This is a genomic window from Streptomyces sparsogenes subsp. cuspidosporus (genome assembly GCF_039532705.1).
In the GTDB taxonomy this organism is placed as follows: domain Bacteria; phylum Actinomycetota; class Actinomycetes; order Streptomycetales; family Streptomycetaceae; genus Streptomyces; species Streptomyces sparsogenes.
The window spans coordinates 1-16927 of sequence record NZ_BAAASD010000083.1 but is presented as its reverse complement, the minus strand read 5'-3'; the positions used below and the strand labels follow the sequence as shown (position 1 = coordinate 16927).

Here is a 16927-nt window from a genome sequence, read left to right as displayed (position 1 = left end):
GGCCTCCGGGTCCGGGAAGACGATCGGCGAAACCCGCACAGGATGTACTCCTTCTCAGCCAGCAAAGACACAGGCGAACCAGTTACGCCAGGAACATTACTCTGGTTCGACTGGTATGGGCAATGGTTGACTGGCAACGCGTCGCCCGACCGCGCGCAGGGGCGCGGCTTGGGGCCGGTCGGCCCCGTTCAGGGGATTTGAGGCCCGTCCCGGCGCGCCGTCTCCGTGCCGGCGGACCGGTCGGGGGCGGCGGAGTCCGCCTTCGACCACGTGGCGAACTTCTACGGCGCTTACATCGACGCCCGCGGCTCCGCGAGCGAGGAACTCGGCCAGGAGTTACGTCGTCACTACCTGACCGCCGATCTCCGCGGGCGTCTGGCAGCGTGGGAGGGCCGGCACGCCCCATGGGGCACACCTGGACGCGAGTGCGGCTCGCCTGGGGCCCCGGGGAGCCGTCGTCCGACTACGGGTACGGCCTGGCCACGGGGCCTGTGGGCTACCTGGACGGCGATCAGGAGGCCCAGGTGAACAGGGAGTTGGAAGAGGGTCCTGGAACCGTGGCGGGAGAAGTATCCGCGGGTCAGGGTGGAACACACGGTCGATCTCGCGTTCGTGGCCGGGGCCGTGCTGAGGGCCGCCGCCGAGGCCGGGCTGCTGGTGGTCGGGCGACAGACACACCGTTCCGCCCCGGGTCCGCACATCGGCCCGGTCACGCATGCGGTGCTGCACCACTCCCCCGTTCTGGTGGCCGTCGTACCGCACGACTGACACTCGACTCCCGGTCTCGGTGGGCTGGGCACAGCCCTGCCCACCGAGACCGATCGGCGTGTGTGGAGCGCGTCAGGGGCAGTGCGCCATGAGTGCTTCTAGGCGGTCGGCCGCGGCAGCGCTTCCTCCTGCCGTACGGAACGAGCGGCCGACCGACCGCGCCGCCGCGCGGTGGCCCGACGTCTCGTCCAGGACCGCGTCGACGGCCTCGGCGATCCGCCGCGCGTCGGCGCGGCCGAAGCGCAGTCTGACCCCCGCGCCCGCGCCGGTGACCTGGCCCGCGACGATGGGCTGGTCGTCCCTGATGGGGGCGACCACCAGGGGGACGCCATGCCACAGTGCTTCGCAGACGGTGTTGTGTCCGGCATGGCAGACGACGGCGTCGACGCGGGCGAGCAGCGGAAGTTGGGGCACGTACGGGCGCACGAGGATGTTCTCGCCCGCGCCGGTCACGCAGCCCGCGGGATCGACGACGACGGCGCGAAGCCCTAGCTTGCCCGACAGCGCCTGGACCGCGGCGTTCAGGAACGGCCCGCTCGCGTCCGCGTTGGCGGTACCCAGGCTGACCAGGACGGTGCGTTCCGCGCCTTCGAGCCACTGCCAGGGAAAATCCGCGGACGCCGGGCGGTCGCTGACGGACGGGCCCACCAGCCAGACGTGCTCAGGCAGGTCGACCGGTCCCAGCAGGGCGCGGGTGGTGTAGGCGAGGACGCCGTGCGGGGACATCCTGGGGTCGGCCGTGCCCCGGCCGTCCGCGATCCGGCCGCGCAGCGCCTCCAGCAGCCCGTCCAGCCAGGCCGCCACCTTGGGCATCCCCGCGAGCGGTTCGGCCAGTTCGGCCGAGGTGGTCGCGGAGGTGACCCAGGTCAGGCCGAGTGATTCGGCGACGAGGCCGCCCGCGACGGTCTGCTGGTCGGCGACCACGACGTCGGGGCGGAACTCCTCGATGGCCGCCCGTATCCCCAAAGCCATGTGGTCGGCCAGCGGAATCAGAAAGCTCTCCCAGAGGAACTGGAAGGCCGCCGGTCCCCTGAGTTCGGCGGTCCGGCCCGCGACGCGCGCGGCCTGATCCGGCGCCGGGTGGTCCGGTGCGCAGGGGAACACGCGCGCTTCGGGTCCGGCCAGGCGGTGGAGCAGTCCGGGGGCGCCGGCCCAGGCGATAGCGTGGCCTCGGCCAGCGAGCGCGGCGGCGGTTCCCACCGCCGGGTTGATGTGGCCGACCAGGGGCGGTACGACAAACAGGAACCGGCTCATCTGGCCCCCTTCACGGGTGTGTGGATGTCGTCTTCGAGCCATGCCAGGAGCAGTTCGGCGGTTTCCCTGGTCCGCTCCACGAGCACCGAGTGGCCCTGGTCGGGCAGGACGACGGTGCGGCAGTGAGCGAGGGTGGAGGCCAGGTGCCCGGCCTGGGCGGCGAGTTTTGAGTCGGCACCATAGAGGGCCAACACCGGGCAGCGGATGTCGGCGAGCCCGTCGTCCAGGACGCGGCTGCGCGGGATGTCCTCGCCCAGGGTGGTGGTGTCCATGATGCGCCCGGCGAGTTGGAAGGGGCGGGCGTTGCGCTCGGGGTCCTCGGCGAGCCAGGCGCGCACTTCCTTGACCACCAGGCCGCCTTCCTCGCCGGTGAGGCCTTCGGCCATCTTCCGGGCCCACGACTTCACCGGCGGTTCGGACTCGATCGCGATGACGGAGCGGACCCGGTCGGGCCGGGCGGCGGCCAGCCCGTAGGCGATGGCGCCGCCGAAGGAGTTGCCCACGAGGTGCGCCGGGCGTTCCTCCCCGAGGGCGTCGAGGAGTCCGTCGAGGTCTGCCACGAAGTCCTCGAGGCGGTAGCCCGTGGCGGGGCGGCTGGTCCGGCCGTGCCCCCGCAGGTCGTACATGAGGACGTCCATGCCCCTCTCGGCGAAGGCGGGGCCGAGGGAGAAGTAGTAGCTCGCCAGGCTGTCGATGAGCAGCCCGTGGACGAGCACCACGAGGGGCGGCGGGTCGGCGGCCGGACCGGCCGCGGACATGCGCTGTACGTTGACGGTCAGTTCGCCGACGCGTATTTCCGCCATGCTCAGACCGCCTCGGCCGCGGCTGCGGCGGGGAGGGTGGCCACGACGTGGCGCACCAGGTCGCCGACGGTCAGCGCAATGATTTCCTCCAGGCCGCGGTCCGCGATGAAGGCGGCGAAGTTGACGGATTGTCCGTAGTGTTCGCCCAGCGCGGCGGACAGCGTGACCAGGTCGATGCTCTCCAGTTGGAGGTCGTCGTGGAAGAGGGTGTCCATGGTGATCTCGGCGTCGTCGATCCCGTACTCGCCGAGAACCGCGCGCAGCATGTCCGTCACCTCCTTGAGCACGGTGTGCTCGGCCAGGGCGGGCCGTACGGCTCCGTGGGCTTCAGCGGTCATCTTCGCTCTCCTCCTGGTGGGCGGATGTCCAGCCCACGACGTAGTGCCTGGGGGGCAGTCCGGGCGGGTTGGTGACCGTCCGGTGGTGGACGTGGCAGGTGTCGCCGCCGGTGTGGACCGTGAGGGCCGTGCCGGTGGCGGCGGTGATCTCGAAGCTCTTCAGGGCTGCTGCGGCCGGCCCGGTGCCGTGTGCCTTGCCGGCGGCCTGCTTGGCGGCCCGGAAGCGGGTCGACCACAGGGCCTCGGGTTCGCCGGTTTCGCGGACGAGTGAGGCGATCAGGTCCCGCTCCCGGGCGCCGAGCGCCGCTTCACGGGTGGCGTCCGGTCCCTCGGTCACCTCCTCGATGTCGATGCCGCACGGTCCTGTGGCGGCGATCGCGACCGCGGCCTCCGCCCGGTGTGCGAGGGACACGTGGAGGTCGGGGAGGGTGCGGCCGTAGGCGCCCGTGACGTAGGGGCGTCCGGTGGGGTCGTTGGCGACTCGCACCTCGGCGGGGAAGATCCCGCCGCCTCCGGCGTCCCAGAGACGCTGTCGTACCGCGTCCTTGACCGCGATCCGGCCGAGCAGCCACTGGCGCCTGCCCCGGGGAGGCCGTGCCTCGTAGGCGGTACGTTCCTCCCCGGCCAGCATGTTCCGCATGATCAGTTCGCGGGTGGCCAGGTCGGGCCACCGTTCGTGGACCAGGACCCAGCCGCCCTCCTGGGGCTCGGAGAGGGTGTGGCGCTCCGGTTCGCGGTCCACCCGGCGGACCCGCGGGGCGCTGTCGAAGCGGCGGTCGCGCCAGCCGTTGAACTCCGCCCAGACCTGGCCGTGGCGCACCAGTTGCATGTCGGCTTCGAGTGTGGTCTCGGTGACGGAGGTGATGCGGATGAGACACTCCAGCCGGTCGCCCGGCGCGGGGTGCCGGCCGTGGAAGCGGATCTCCCGCATGCCGACGGGGAAGACGACGGTGCGGGTGGTCCGCTGCGACATGATCCAGTAACCGAGCAGCTGGCCCACGTTGTCCAGCAGCGCTCCCGGGGCGGGCGGGGTGGTGAGGACTCCCCGTACGTGCGCGTCGCCGATCGCGGTCAGCTCGGTCACGCCCTGGAAGCGGGGGCCGTGGAACATCCAGCGGCGGGTGTACAGCTCGCGGGCGGTCAGCTCGCAGCGCCGTTCCCGGTCCGGCGGGAAGGCCCACGCGGCGGGCGGACGCCGGTCGTGGTCGCGGGCGAGTTCGACGGTGGCCTGGGCGTACGGGCCGAGGGTGGCCGTCATCCGGGCCGCGCCGGCGGGGTGCGGGGGCGCGGGGGTGATGTGGACGGGGATGTCCACCGGGGGGACGGCGGTGATCCACTGGTTGAGCCGGACGTCGTAAACGGCCACTGCCCGCAGGCCGGGCGCGGCCCTTTCCGCGAAGTCCATCAGGTGTCCGATGACCGTGGTGCCGGGGACAACTGGCCAGCGGTCGGCCGGGGCGGCCCGCGGCGGCTGTTTGAAGAAGCAGTGGTCGAGCAGGTACGGCATGGTGTCGAGGGAGACCCGCAACGAGGTGTGCAGCTCACCGGGCGCCGCCGGGGCCGGGCCCGCGTGAGGTCCGGCCGGCGAGGTGGCGGGCGGTGCCACCGGAGCGTATGTGGTGGCCCGGGTCGCGGTGGGGGCGCCGGCCCGTGGGGCGTGGCGGCGGCCCGCGCCGAGGACGTCCGCGGCGAGCGCCGCGGTGTCGTCGAGGAGGGCCGCGAAGTCGGCGGCCAGCGGTTCCCGGTCGCCGAGGGCGTCGAGGGCGGAGGGCCGCGTGCCGCCGACCGCCCGGCGAGGCGGGGTCAGGGCCGCGCGGAGCGCCGTGCGAGTGGGCTCGTCGAGGGAGACCAGCGCGCCGCCGAGGTCGAGCCGGACCGGGCGGTGCGCGGCCTCGCGCGCCGGGGCCGGGGTCGCGCCCGGGCGGAGCACGGTCGTGTCCGGCCCGGCTCCGTCGGCCCACAGGGCGGTGGCCACGCGGAGCAGTTGGGGAAGGCCGGGGCGGTGCGCGGAGTGTGCGGGGACGACGAGGTGATCGCGGCCCCGCAGGGTGTCCGTGATCAGTGAGCCGAGTTGGCCGGCGCCGAGCTGGACGAAGGCGCGGAAGCCCGCCGCGTACATGGCCTCGATGAGCGGCCGGAAGCGCACCGGCTCCAGGAGGTGGCGTACGAACAGGGCGCGCACCGCCTCCGGTCGTGAGGGGTACTCCGCCAGGGTGGTGGCGGACCAGACCGGCAGCCGCGCCGGGTGCAGCGTGAAGTTCTCGGCGGCCTTCTGTATCGGATCCAGAAAGGGCCGGAGCATGGGGGTGTGGAAGCCCGACCGGAACGGCAGGACCTGGGCGATCACGGACTGTTCGCGGAAGCGGGCGACGAATTCCCCGACCGCGGCCGACGGGCCGCAGATCATGGACTGGTGGGGGGCGTTGTCATGCGACAGCACCACCTGCGTCTGTCCCCGGAGGGTTTCCACCACGCGGTCGGCGGGCGCGCCGATCACGGCGAAGGCCAGGCCCGGCACGCGCAGCGCGTCGGGGTCGAAGGAGGCGAGGAAGGCGTCGGTCTCGTCCTCGGCGTGGATGCCGGCGGCGGCCATGGCGGTCCACTCGCCGAGACTGTGCCCGGCGAGCGCGTCGGGCACGATGTCCATGCGCTCCAGGGCGGCGTGCAGGAGGCGGCCGAGCTGGAAGACACCGGTGCCCTGGCGGCCGATGTCGCCGACCGTGACGTCGGTGCCGGACAGCGACCACGGCAGGCCGAAGTGGCGGGCGATGTCGTCGCAGTCGGGGTCGAAGTCGGCTTCCAGGCCGGGGAAGACGAATGCGAGGCGGCCCCCTGCGTCGCCCAGCAGTGGCTCGGGGACGAACCACACGTCGTTCCTGCCCCTCCACGACAGACCACGGCCGACCGACTTGCGGGCGAGCGCGAGCCGTCTCGCGGTCGGCTCCACCACCCCGAGCCGGACCGGGCCGGCGGGCGCGGGGCCGGTCCGGTCCGTCGCGGTGGCGCGGAGGGCCGCGTCGTCGCGGTCCAGCAGCCGGGCCAGCTCGGCGGGGGTCGCCGCGGCGAGCCGCAGCACCCGCTCGGGCTCACGCACCACGGCCGTGGGTCCACCGGGGGCGTACGGGGCGGCGGCCGGGGCGCGGGCGGGCTGTTCCAGGACGACATGGGCGTTGATGCCGCCGAAGCCAAAGGCGTTGACCGCGGCACGGCGTACGGGGCCGTGGACACCGGGCTCCCACGGAACGGCGGCCTCCAGGGTGGTGAACCGGGTGCCGGCGAGGGCCGGGTGCGGGTCTTCGCAGTGCAGGGTCGGCGGGAGCACGCCGTGGTGCACGGCGAGCGCCGCCTTGATGAGACCGGCGATCCCGGCGGCCGGCATGGTGTGGCCGATCATGGACTTGACCGAGCCGATCACGCCGCGGGGGGTGTCGTCCGGGGGTCCGAAGACCGCCGCCACGGTCTCCAGTTCTGCGGCGTCCCCCGCCGGGGTGGCGGTGCCGTGCGCTTCCAGCAACCCGATGGCACCGGGCTCGGCGGGATCGCGCCCGGCCCTGCGCCACGCCTCGCGGATCGCCTCGGCCTGGCCCGCGGAGCGGGGGGTGAACAGACTGCCGGTGCGGCCATCCCCCGCGACCCCGGTGCCGGTGACCACGGCGTAGATCCGGTCGCCGTCGCGCTCGGCGTCCGCGAGGCGCTTGAGCACGACGACGCCGGTGCCCTCGCCGATGAGCACCCCGTCCGCGTCCCGGTGGAACGGTCGGATGCGCTCGCTCCGGGACAGGGCGCCGAGCTGGGAGAACACGCTCCACAGCGTGATGTCGTGGCAGTGGTGGACTCCCCCGGCCAGGACGACGTCGCAGCGGCCGGTCTCCAGCTCACGGGTCGCATGGTCGACCGCCACGAGCGAGGAGGCACATGCGGCGTCCACCGTGTACGCCGGGCCGCGCAGGTCCAGGCGGTTGGCCAGCCGGGAGGCGGCCAGGTTGGGCACGAGGCCGATGGCCGACTCCGGCGCCTCGGGCCCGAAGTGGCGGGTGAAGGCGTCACGCACCTCCTCCAGGCGCTTCTCGCCGATGTCCGGCAGGATTTCCCGCAGCGTGCGCACAAGTTGCCCCGCGCCGCGTATCCGCTGGTCGAGGCGGGCCAGGCCGGGGGTGAGATAGCCGCCGCGGCCGAGGATCACCCCGGTGCGGCGCCGGTCGGCGAAGAGCCGGTCGGCGCCGCCCGCGTCCTGCACGGCCTGGGACGCCACCCGCAGCGCGATCAGCTGGTCGGGCTCGGTGGCCGCCACGGAGGCGGGCATGATGCCGAAGGCGGTGGGGTCGACATCGGCGAGGTCGTCGACGAAGCCTCCGCGCCGGCAGTAGACGCGATCGGCGCGGCGTCCGGCGTCCGGGGCGTAGTGCTCGGCGTCCCATCGGGTCGCGGGGACATCCGTGATCGCGTCGACCCCGTGGACGATGTTGTGCCAGTACGTGTCGAGGTCGGGCGCGCCGGGAAAGAGCGCCGACATGCCGACGATCGCGATCGGGCAGGGTGTGGGCATCGCGGCGCTCACCACCCGGAGGCGGTATAGATGACGGCGGTGTTCTCCCGCGGGCCCCAGGCCAGTTCGCGCAGCAGGCTGATGGCGCCCTCGTCGGGGTCGATGAGACGGACGCCGCGTGCCGCGTAGCTGCGCATCAGTTCGGGCGTGACCATGCCGTTGTTGGTTCCGGTAGGAGCCCACGGGCCCCAGTGGACGGTCAGGGCCCGCCGGCCGGTGGCGCGGGCCCAGTCGCGGCCGACGGCTTCGAGGGCGTCGTTGGCGGCGGCGTAGTCGGTTTGCCCGCGGTTGCCCAAGGTGGCCGCGATGCTGCCGAACAGCACGGCGAAGCGAGGGCCGTGGGAGAGCCCACCGACGGCGTCGAGCACGGTCCGGGCGCCGTCGGCTTTGGTGCTGAAGACACGGTGGAAGGACTCCGGGGATTTCCCGGCGAACAGCTTGTCCTCGATCACGCCTGCCGCGTAGACGATTCCGTCGAGCCTGCCGTGCTCAGTGTGCACGTTCTTCACGGCGCGGTGCACGGCCTCGGGGTCGAGCACGTCCACGCAGTGGTAGCGCACCGTGCTGCCCGCTCGGGTCAGTCGTCGGACGGTGTCGCGGACCTCGCGCTCGGCCTGGATCCTCCGGACCTCCCGCTCGACCCGGGCCGTGGAGTTCAGCCCGCTTCCGATGAGGGCGGCGCGCAGTTCGGTGTCGGTGGTGGCGGCCGTCGTGAGGGGATCCTCGGGGGACGGCGGCGGGGTGCGGCCGAAGAGTTCCAGGCGGCATCGGGCGGCGGTGGCGAGCACGGTGGCGAACCGGGCGGTGATGCCCCGCGCGCCACCGACGAGGAGCACCACCGACTCGTGATCGAGGTCGAGGGCCGCGGCCTCGGCGGCGCCGTCGTCGGCGGGGCCGGCTCCGGCACTGCCCAGGGTGCCGCGGTCGGCCTCGGCCATCCGCAGACCGCGCCGAGTGTCCGCCGTGCGCAGCACGACCGGCTCGCGGTCGGCGGAGGTCAGTTCCGCGACGAGCGCGTCGGCCGCCACGGACGGAACTGTTCCGGCGGGCTGCTCGACGACGCGGGCGACGGTGTGCGGATACTCCCGGGAGAGCGAGCGGAAGAACCCGCGCAGGCCCTCGGAGGCACCGGCGGCCAGCACCCAGCGCGGGCCGCGGGCCAGGGCCGACTGGTACAGCGGGACGGAGTCGGGCAGTACCGGCTCGGGGGCCGGGCCGCCGTCCGGCGAGACCAGGTGGATCAGGCCGTCGAAGCGGCCCTCGCGGGGTATCCCGGTCGCGGTCGCCGCTCGGGCGCCGTACGAGCCCAGCCGCTCGACGAGGGACACCGCGAGCGGTCCGTCGCCGAGGATGAGGAAGGTGCGTCCGGCGAGTTCGGCGGCGTCCGGGGCCGCGGGCGCGAGGTCGAACTCCGTCATCACCAGCCGCCTCGGGGCCGTGACGACGGGCTCGGGGGCGGGGTCGGGGTCGGGGGCGGGGTCCGCGGGGAGTACGGCAGGGTCGGCCGCGGGGGGCTCGTGGGCCGCGGCCCCGGACGGTGGGAGGCCGTCCCGCAGCACTGCGACGAGCAGTGCCGCGATGCCCCCCGCGGTACGGGCCTTGGCCAGCTCCTCCATGTCGGCGTCCTCGGTGGCGGGGACGGCGAGCCGCCGGGCGAGCTGTCCCGCGATCTCGGCGCGCTTGATGGAGTCGACGCTCAGGTCGGCCTCCAGGTCCAGATCGGGTTCGATCATGTCCACCGGGTAGCCGGTGCGTTCACCGATCACTTCCAGGACGACCGGGAGCACCGCGTCCTCGGTCGGCTCGGCCGGCCTCGGGGCCGGCTCCGGCTCCGGCTCGGCCACGGGAACGGTGGCCGCCGGGGGCGCGGCCACGGTGGGTGCGGCAAGGGCGGGGAGCACCCTCACGCCCGGCTCACGGGGCGCGTCCGTCGCGGCCGCCGGGCCGGGGCGCGCACCGGGGTCCGCCCCGAGGTAGCCGAGCAGGACATCGCGCTGGGCGGCGAGCATCTCCCGGCTGGTACGCAGAAATTCGCTGATGAGGGCCTCGCCGCCGGTGGTCGGCGCGCCGTGGGCGGCCTCGGCGTGAAGCGGGTGTCCATGGCTGCCGGGACGGGTGGTCACAAGGGCCTCCGTGATGCGCTGGGCAGGGTGCAGGGCGGTGGCGGGGATGACGCCGTCGGCGGTGCGGACGAGTTGGCCGTCGACGGTCCAGCCCGCGCGCGGGCGGCGGGGCGCGTGGGCGGCGTCAACCGCGTCGCGGCCCTGGAACAGCCAGCCGGTGCGTACGTCCACCCCGGCGACGGCGAGTTCGGCGAGGGCGGCGAGGAAGCCGGTCGGGCCGGTTTCGCGCGGAGCCTCCAGGGTGACGGCGCGGTGGGGGCGGTCGCCGAGGATCTCGGCGACCCGTCGGGTGAGCACCCCGCCGGGGCCCGCCTCGACGAAGATCCGGGCGCCCGCCTCGTACATGGCTTCGATCTGCTCGACGAAGCGCACCGGCGCACCGATCTGGGCGGCCAGTTCTGCGCGTATCTCCTCGGGGCGGGCCGGGTAGACCTCGGCGGTGCGGTTGGACCACACCGGGATCGAAGGGGCCTCCAGATGCACCGAGGCGAGCGTCGCGGCGAAGGTGTCGCCCGCGGGGGCGACCAGGGGGCTGTGAAAGGCGCAGGCCACCGGGATCCGCCTGACCTCCAGGCCCTGCGCGCGCAGTCGCCGGACGGCCGTCACCACGTCCTCGGTGGGTCCGGAGACGACCGTCTGGCGGGGCGAGTTGCGGTTGGCCACAATCACGGACGCGGGGCAGCCGGCCGCCACCAGGGCGGCGGCGACCTCCGGGGCCGGGGCGGCGACCGCGGCCATGGTGCCGGGGTCCCCGGAACCGGTGGTGGCGACGACGGCCTCGGCGCGCGCCCTGCTGCACCACAGCAGTTCCTCGGGTCCGAGCACGCCGGCCGCGGCGAGCGCGGAGAGTTCGCCGTAGCTGTGTCCGGCGACCATCGCGGGGCGGACGCCGACCCGGCCGAGGAGGTGGTGGGCGGCGAGTGCGGTGATGCCGAGCGCGGGTTGGGCGACACGGGTGTCGGTGACGCGAGCGGCCTGCTCCTGCCGCCCGGCCTCGTCGAAGGCGGCGGGCGGGAAGAGGACCGCGGCGACGGACTCGTCAAGGCGAAGGAAGCGGTGGAGTTCGGGGAAGGAAAGGAACAGGTCGGCGAGCATGTGGGGGCGCTGGCTGCCCTGGCCGGGGAAGAGGAAGGCGATCTCGCCGGGCTCACCGCCGTCCGCGAGGTGGATGCCGTCGGCGGGGGCGTGTTCGCCGTCGACGGCCCGGCGCAGCGCTGCGATCAGGTCCGGCACGCTCGAGGCCAGCACGGCGATCCTGACGGGCAGGCCGCGTGCGGCGGCCTGGTCGGCCCGTCGGGAGGCGGCCAGGGCGAGGTCCCGCAGCCGGGGCGCCCGGTACGCCGGATCGTCGCCCTGGGCGAGGGTGAGGAGCTCCCGGGCGGCTGTGGCGGCGGCCTCGTGGTCGGCGCCGCGGAAGGTGAACAGCTCGGCGGGCCACTCGTCACTGGCGTGGGTGGGTGGGGCTCCCTCGTCGTGGGCACGCAGCACGACGTGGAAGTTGGTGCCGCCGAATCCGAACGCGCTGACGCCGGCGACGCGTTCGGCGGGCGCCGCGGGCCAGGGCCGGGCCCGGGTGTGGAAAGCGAACGGGCTGGTGTGCTCGTCCCAGGCGGGGTTCGGCTGCCGCAGGTGCAGCGTGGGGGGCCTGACCCCGTGGTGGAGCGCGAGCGAGGTCTTGATCAGTCCGGCGAGGCCCGCCGCGCATTTGGTGTGGCCGATCTGGGACTTCACCGAGCCGAGGGCGCAGCCGCCGGGGTCGGCTCCGGCTCCGGTGAAGATCTCGGTGAGTGCGGCCAACTCGGTGCGGTCGCCGACGACGGTGCCGGTGCCGTGGGCCTCGACCACGCCGACCTCGGCCGGTGAGATCCCCGCGTTGCGGTAGGCCCTGGTGAGCGCTCTTCGCTGGCCCTCCGCACGTGGGGCGGTCAGGCCGAGGGCCCGGCCGTCGCTGGAGCTGCCGACGCCCTTGACGACGGCGTAGATCCGGTCGCCGTCGCATTCGGCGTCGGCGAGCCGCTTGAGGACGACGCAGGCGACGCCCTCGCCGAGCGCGATCCCGTCGCCGGAACGGTCGAAGGGGGCGGAGCGGCCGGAGGGGGACAGGGCGTGCACCGAGGCGAAGAGCAGGTAGTCGTTGATCCCGTTGTGCAGATCGGCGCCGCCGCACAGCACCAGGTCGCTGGTGCCGGCCGTCAGCTCCTTGCAGGCCACGTCGACCGCGGCGAGGGAGGACGCGCAGGCGGCGTCGACCGTGTAGTTGGCACCCTTGAGGTCGAGGCGGTTGGCGATCCTCCCGGCGATGACGTTGGCGAGGATGCCGGGGAAGGAGTCCTCGGTCAGCCGCGGCAGCTGATCGTCCAGCTCAGGCGGGAGCCGGCCGAGGTAGGAGGGCAGAACCGTGCGGAGTGTCATGGCGTTCGACAGGTCGCTTCCCGCCTCGGCTCCGAACACCACGGAGGCGCGGTCCCTGTTGAAGGGGCGGTCCGCGTAACCGGCGTCGGCGAGGGCGCGCCGCGCCACTTCGAGGGCCAGTAGCTGGACGGGGTCGATGCTCGGCAAGGAGGCGGGCGGGATGCCGTGGTCCAGCGGTTCGAAGGGCACCTCGGGCAGGAAGCCGCCCCAGCGCGAGGGGGTGTGCTCCCCCGCGCCGTCCTCGGCGTAGTAGATCGAGGCGTCCCAGCGCGAGGCGGGCACCTCGGTGACGGCGTCGGTGCCGGACAGTACGTGTCCCCAGAAGGTCGCCAGATCGGGGGCCTGAGGGAACACGCAGGCCATGCCGACGACGGCGATGTCCAGCGGCTCGGGGGCGGGGGCGGTCTCGCCCCCGCCGGCGCGGAGGGCGGCCCGGCGCCGGTCGAGGAAGGCCTGCGCCCCGGCGGTGACCGAGGCGTGCAGCGCGGCGACGGTGGTGACCTCCGACCGCAGTACGGCGACCTGCCCGGCCATGAACATGCCCTCGGACAGCCGGCGGTCCTCGTCCACTTCGCGCAGCTCGCCTCCGACGCGTTCGACGCCCTTACTCGCCAGCCGCAGTCGGCCGACGTTGAGCCGCTCCAGCCGCTCCCACGCCTCGCGGCTGGGCAGGCCGCGGATCCGCAGTTCCTCCTTGAGGGCCGCGAACTCGTCGGTGAAGGGGCTGCGCACGCAGCGGGTGGCGTGGCCGGGGGCGGTCTCCAGCAGCTCGGTGTGCTCGGCGTCGAGGATCTGTCGCTGGAACAGCGGCTGTACCGCGCCCGTCGCGACGGCCTCCTCGGTGAAGAGGTACGCGGTGCCCATGAGGACTCCGACCGCGACGCCCTGGGCGGCCAGCGGGGCGGTCATGGCCGCCACCATGGCCGCGGACCGCTCGTCGTGCACGCCGCCGGCGAAGAGCAGCTGGAGTTCGGCGGCGGTGTCCTTCCCCGCGGTGGCGAGGAAGTCGTCCACCACGGCGAGCTGCGCCTGCCACAACGGGAAGCCGGCGCGGGGCCCGACATGGCCGCCGCACTCGGAGCCCTCGAAGACGAACTTGCGCGCGCCCGCTTCGAGGAACTGGCCCAGCAGTCCCGGGGAGGGTACGTGCAGGCAGGCCGAGACGCCGGCCTCCTCCAGTGCCGCCGCCTGCGCGGGACGACCGCCTGCGATGATGGCGTGCGAGGGGCGGATCTCCCGGATGACCTCCAGCTGGGCGTTCCTGGTCTCCTCGGCGGCGAAGCCGAGGACGCCGACGCCCCACGCCGCGTCGCCCAGGGCAGCGCGGGTCTCCTGCAGTACCGCGCGGGTCCGCTCCGCGCCGGACAGTGCCAGCGCGATGAAGGGCAACGCGCCCTCGGCGGCCACGGCGGCGGCGAAGGCGGCCCGGTCGCTCACCCGGGTCATCGGCCCCTGGACGACCGGGAGTTCGGTGCCGAGGGCGCGGCTGCCCGCGCTGTCCGCGCCGAGGACCGGGACATCCGTGGCGAGCGCGTCGGTCACGGCGTCGCGTATGCCGCGTATCGCCGAGCCCAGCGTGCCCCAGCGCCGCTGGAAGAGGGCCGGCAGAAACGCGTCCTGCCCGATCTCCAGGAGGGTCGCGGTGCCGCCCGCGCCGGGGGTGTGCCGCCGCAGCACGCGCAACCCGTCGGCGACCACGGTCTCCGAGCCGTCGAGCCCGCCGAGCGCGGTGGTGATCTCCGCGGGGAGTTCGGCCTCGGCGAGCAGCGCGGTCTGGGTGTCCAGCACCACTCCGGCCGCCCCGCCGGCGACCGCCGCCGCCGCGGTGTGCGGGCCGATGCCGCCGCAGCACCACACGGGTACGTGAATCGCTTCCTTTCCGAGCAACCGCTGCGACAACACAAACGTGCTCAGCTCACCGCACCGGCCGCCGGCCTCGTGGCCGCGGGCGATCAGCCCATGGGCCCCGGCTGCCACGGCGGCCAGGGCCTCCGAGCCGGACGTCACCTCCACGAGCAGCCGACGCCCGGGGAAGTCGGCGGCGCTCGCCGTCGCACCGGCGGCCAGCACCACGGTGTGAACACAGTCGGGAAGGTCCCGCGCCGGGAATCCCCGGCCCTCGGCCAGCCGTACGCCGAACCCGCGGCGCGACCAGTCGGCCGCGAGTTCCAGTTGCTCACGCGCAGCCCGGTCACCGGCCGTGAGGTCGAGCACTCCAAGAGCGCCCGCGCGTACGGCGGCCGCGGTGAACCGTGCGGACGCGACGCCGAACGGATGCACCACGAGGACGAGGTCCCTGATCCTTGATCTGCCACCGTCAGTGCTGTTCTGGGGGATTGGCATGAGAACTCTCCAGGGAAAGGGGAAGCGCATGAAGGCGAAGCCCGGAAACGACGCAGGTCTCCTCTAGAGGAGATACGCGAAAGCGTGCACCGAAGTGACACAGTCCTGAAAGCGCCCCTGAAAAAGGGCACGGTGAGCTGCCATGAGTAAAGCGCCTCGGAGGGGGTGGGGGGTAAGGCGTTCAAGCGCGTAGCGGCGGAGACCTTACTACGAAGTACGGCCATCACGTCCAACCCATTGGATTACAGCTTGATGTCGATGACGCAATACACGCGACGGAATTGCCGCAAATCACCCCGGAGCACCCGTCGCCGCCGGAAGTGATTCAGGATTCACCTAGCCCACAACCCGGAATGATAACTACCGCTTGCTCGCTCCGACCGGGGCGGCAGAAATCGGTCCGGCGGGGGAAACCTCACAGGGCTCGTGCGCGCAGGGCACCCCGGCGCCAGGACGGTGCTCGCCGGCGAGGCGTTCGCCCTGCTCAGTGCGGTGGAAACGGAAGGCGGAGGCCATCCGCGCAGAGGCGCGCAAAGACTAGGCGAGCCCCGCCCATCCCCCATATGGTCCCGGGCAACACTGCCGAGACGTGTGTTGTGCGGCCGCCCCCCATAGAGGTTTCCCGGGCCGGCTGCCAAGCTCGCGCCCCAAGGAAAGGTATCGCCACCGAGGGGTGTTGACAGGCCCGGAGCGTCCTTATTACGGTCCGCCGAGTCGACAGCCTCCGCGACATCTTCAGATGCCGATATCGGCCCTGACCGAAGAATCGAGATCGAATCACTGCTCGTTGCACAGGCGATCGGCAATAGCGCGATCACGGGGTTCCGCTCCGGCCCGGAGCGTTCGGCGATGTGCGTCCGGGGCGGTGTGTCGGGAGCGAGGGAAAGACGCTCGCCCCGATCACGGAACTTCACGGCCGGCAGTCCGGCTGCTATTTACTCCGCAGAGTCCGCCACCCCCGCTTCAGGAGTGAAGAATGCGCTCTTCGAAAGGTCTCGGACGCCTCGCGTCCCTTTCGCTCACGCTGGCCACCATCTGCTTATCGGTCACAGCGGCGTCAGGCGCCCGCGCCGCCGACGCCGGGTCGGCGGACGTCGGCAAGTACGTCGCTCTCGGCGACTCGTACGCCGTGGCGCCCGGCACACGTGTGTACGACAGCCCCGACGACCCCTGCCGGCGCGGTCCGTTGACGTACTCCCGGCTGTGGGCACAACAGCATCCTTCGTACGCCTTCGTGGAGGCGTCGTGCTCCGGCGCCACCACCACGGAGCTGAAGGGCCGGCAGGTGCCACAGCTCACCGCGGACACCACGCTGGTGACGGTGCAGGTGGGCGGCAATGACGTCGGCTTCGTCGACGTGCTCACGCACTGCATCCTCACCATCGACGACAAGGACTGCGTCGCCGGAGTGGAGGCCGCCAAGGCCGCCGCCACCAACACGCTGCCGAGCGCCCTGGCCGACACCTACGCGTCGGTGCGGGCGCACGCGCCGAGCGCCAAGGTCGTGGTGGTGGGCTATCCGCGGCTGTACACCATCCGCGGCACCTGCGGCATTCTCGGGCTCAGCGACACCGAACGCACGGCGCTCAACTCCGCCGCCGACACCCTCGACTCGGTCCTGGCGGACCAGGCCACGAAGGCCGGGTTCACCTTCCTCGACCCCCGCCCCGCCTTCGACCCGCACACCATCTGCTCCCACGCCGAGACCTGGGTGACCAGCCTGGAGTGGGACAAGATCAACGAGTCCTACCACCCCAACAAGGCGGGGCACCGCGAGGGATACCTGCCTCTGCTGACCGCGCTCGCGGGCTGATCGGGGCGGGCTGTGCGGCGATACCGGCGAGCCCACCGCTTCCCCGCCGAACCCACCGCCCCGCATGCCTCGCCCCCTTCCCATCACGACGCGTTTCACGGCAGATGTGCGGATGGAACGGACAGAAAAGGGGGGCCTCCGGACCTCGGGCTCGGCTGGCTGGTCCTCGGCGGCGTCTACCTCGCAGTCATCTCCAAGGGGTTCCGGCATCTCCCCCAGCCGATCCTCGACGAAGTCGAGGAGGAACAATCCGCCGCACCCGACCGGGTGGAGCCCCGACCCGCGCTCGCGACCGGGCTCCGGTGCGGACCGCCGCCACATCGGTTCACGCACCGGCAGGCGGATGCCGGCCCGGTCCGGGCGCGGGCGGAAGGACGTGCGCCTGCCGATGCCGGCAGGCGGCGGCCGGCGCCCCCTCCTTGAAGGCGCGGGCGAGGTGCACGGGCCGCCAGTGCAGGATGAGGGCCAGCAGGATCAGGATCAGATTGACGGTGTTCAGGTCCAGCGCGTTGAGCGGGTTGCCCTTG

The 16927-nt window shown here is 73.2% G+C and carries 8 protein-coding genes; 2 read left to right on the top strand and 6 right to left on the bottom strand.

The annotated features are described in order from the left end of the window. Window positions 1–549 precede the first annotated feature (549 nt). On the top strand, window positions 550–768 hold the full coding sequence (locus tag ABFY07_RS41630; RefSeq protein WP_428837107.1) for a universal stress protein: 219 nt from the start codon (window positions 550–552) through the stop codon (window positions 766–768). Between the two features lie 72 nt (window positions 769–840). Here the strand turns inward: ABFY07_RS41630 and ABFY07_RS41625 are convergent, their stop codons facing one another. From ABFY07_RS41625 to ABFY07_RS41605, 5 genes are read right to left on the bottom strand one after another with little or no spacing between them, the layout of a single operon-like run. Continuing rightward, on the bottom strand, window positions 841–2022 hold the full coding sequence (locus tag ABFY07_RS41625; RefSeq protein WP_346179446.1) for a glycosyltransferase: 1182 nt from the start codon (window positions 2020–2022) through the stop codon (window positions 841–843). Beyond that, the gene (locus ABFY07_RS41620; protein ID WP_346179445.1) at window positions 2019–2825 is read right to left on the bottom strand and encodes an alpha/beta fold hydrolase; all 807 of its coding nucleotides are present in this window, start codon (window positions 2823–2825) and stop codon (window positions 2019–2021) included. Before ABFY07_RS41620 ends, ABFY07_RS41625 begins: the two co-directional genes overlap by 4 nt. 2 nt (window positions 2826–2827) lie before the next feature. Next, window positions 2828–3163, bottom strand: a complete 336-nt coding sequence (locus tag ABFY07_RS41615; RefSeq protein WP_346179444.1) for an acyl carrier protein — start codon at window positions 3161–3163, stop codon at window positions 2828–2830. After that, on the bottom strand, window positions 3153–7709 hold the full coding sequence (locus ABFY07_RS41610; RefSeq protein WP_346179443.1) for a type I polyketide synthase: 4557 nt from the start codon (window positions 7707–7709) through the stop codon (window positions 3153–3155). The genes ABFY07_RS41615 and ABFY07_RS41610 overlap by 11 nt, the downstream gene beginning before the upstream one ends. A gap of 8 nt (window positions 7710–7717) precedes the next feature. After that, window positions 7718–14587: an SDR family oxidoreductase gene (locus ABFY07_RS41605; protein WP_346179442.1), complete on the bottom strand. Its 6870-nt coding sequence runs from the start codon at window positions 14585–14587 to the stop codon at window positions 7718–7720. 976 nt (window positions 14588–15563) lie between these two features. Here ABFY07_RS41605 and ABFY07_RS41600 point away from each other — a divergent pair. Then, window positions 15564–16400, top strand: coding sequence for an SGNH/GDSL hydrolase family protein (locus ABFY07_RS41600; RefSeq protein ID WP_346179441.1), 837 nt, complete (start codon window positions 15564–15566; stop codon window positions 16398–16400). A gap of 325 nt (window positions 16401–16725) precedes the next feature. On the opposite strand, the gene ABFY07_RS41595 is transcribed toward ABFY07_RS41600, so the two are convergent. Then, window positions 16726–16927 (bottom strand): hypothetical protein (locus ABFY07_RS41595; protein WP_346179440.1); only part of this gene is annotated, 202 nt, incomplete at its 5' end.

Excerpts from the sequence above, each read along its gene's own strand:
- ABFY07_RS41625 (WP_346179446.1), bottom strand. The coding sequence starts at position 2,022 with ATGAGCCGGTTCCTGTTTGTCGTACCGCCCCTGGTCGGCCACATCAAC.
- ABFY07_RS41620 (WP_346179445.1), bottom strand. The coding sequence starts at position 2,825 with ATGGCGGAAATACGCGTCGGCGAACTGACCGTCAACGTACAGCGCATG.
- ABFY07_RS41615 (WP_346179444.1), bottom strand. The coding sequence starts at position 3,163 with ATGACCGCTGAAGCCCACGGAGCCGTACGGCCCGCCCTGGCCGAGCAC.
- ABFY07_RS41610 (WP_346179443.1), bottom strand. The coding sequence starts at position 7,709 with ATGCCCACACCCTGCCCGATCGCGATCGTCGGCATGTCGGCGCTCTTT.
- ABFY07_RS41605 (WP_346179442.1), bottom strand. The coding sequence starts at position 14,587 with ATGCCAATCCCCCAGAACAGCACTGACGGTGGCAGATCAAGGATCAGG.
- ABFY07_RS41600 (WP_346179441.1), top strand. The coding sequence starts at position 15,564 with ATGCGCTCTTCGAAAGGTCTCGGACGCCTCGCGTCCCTTTCGCTCACG.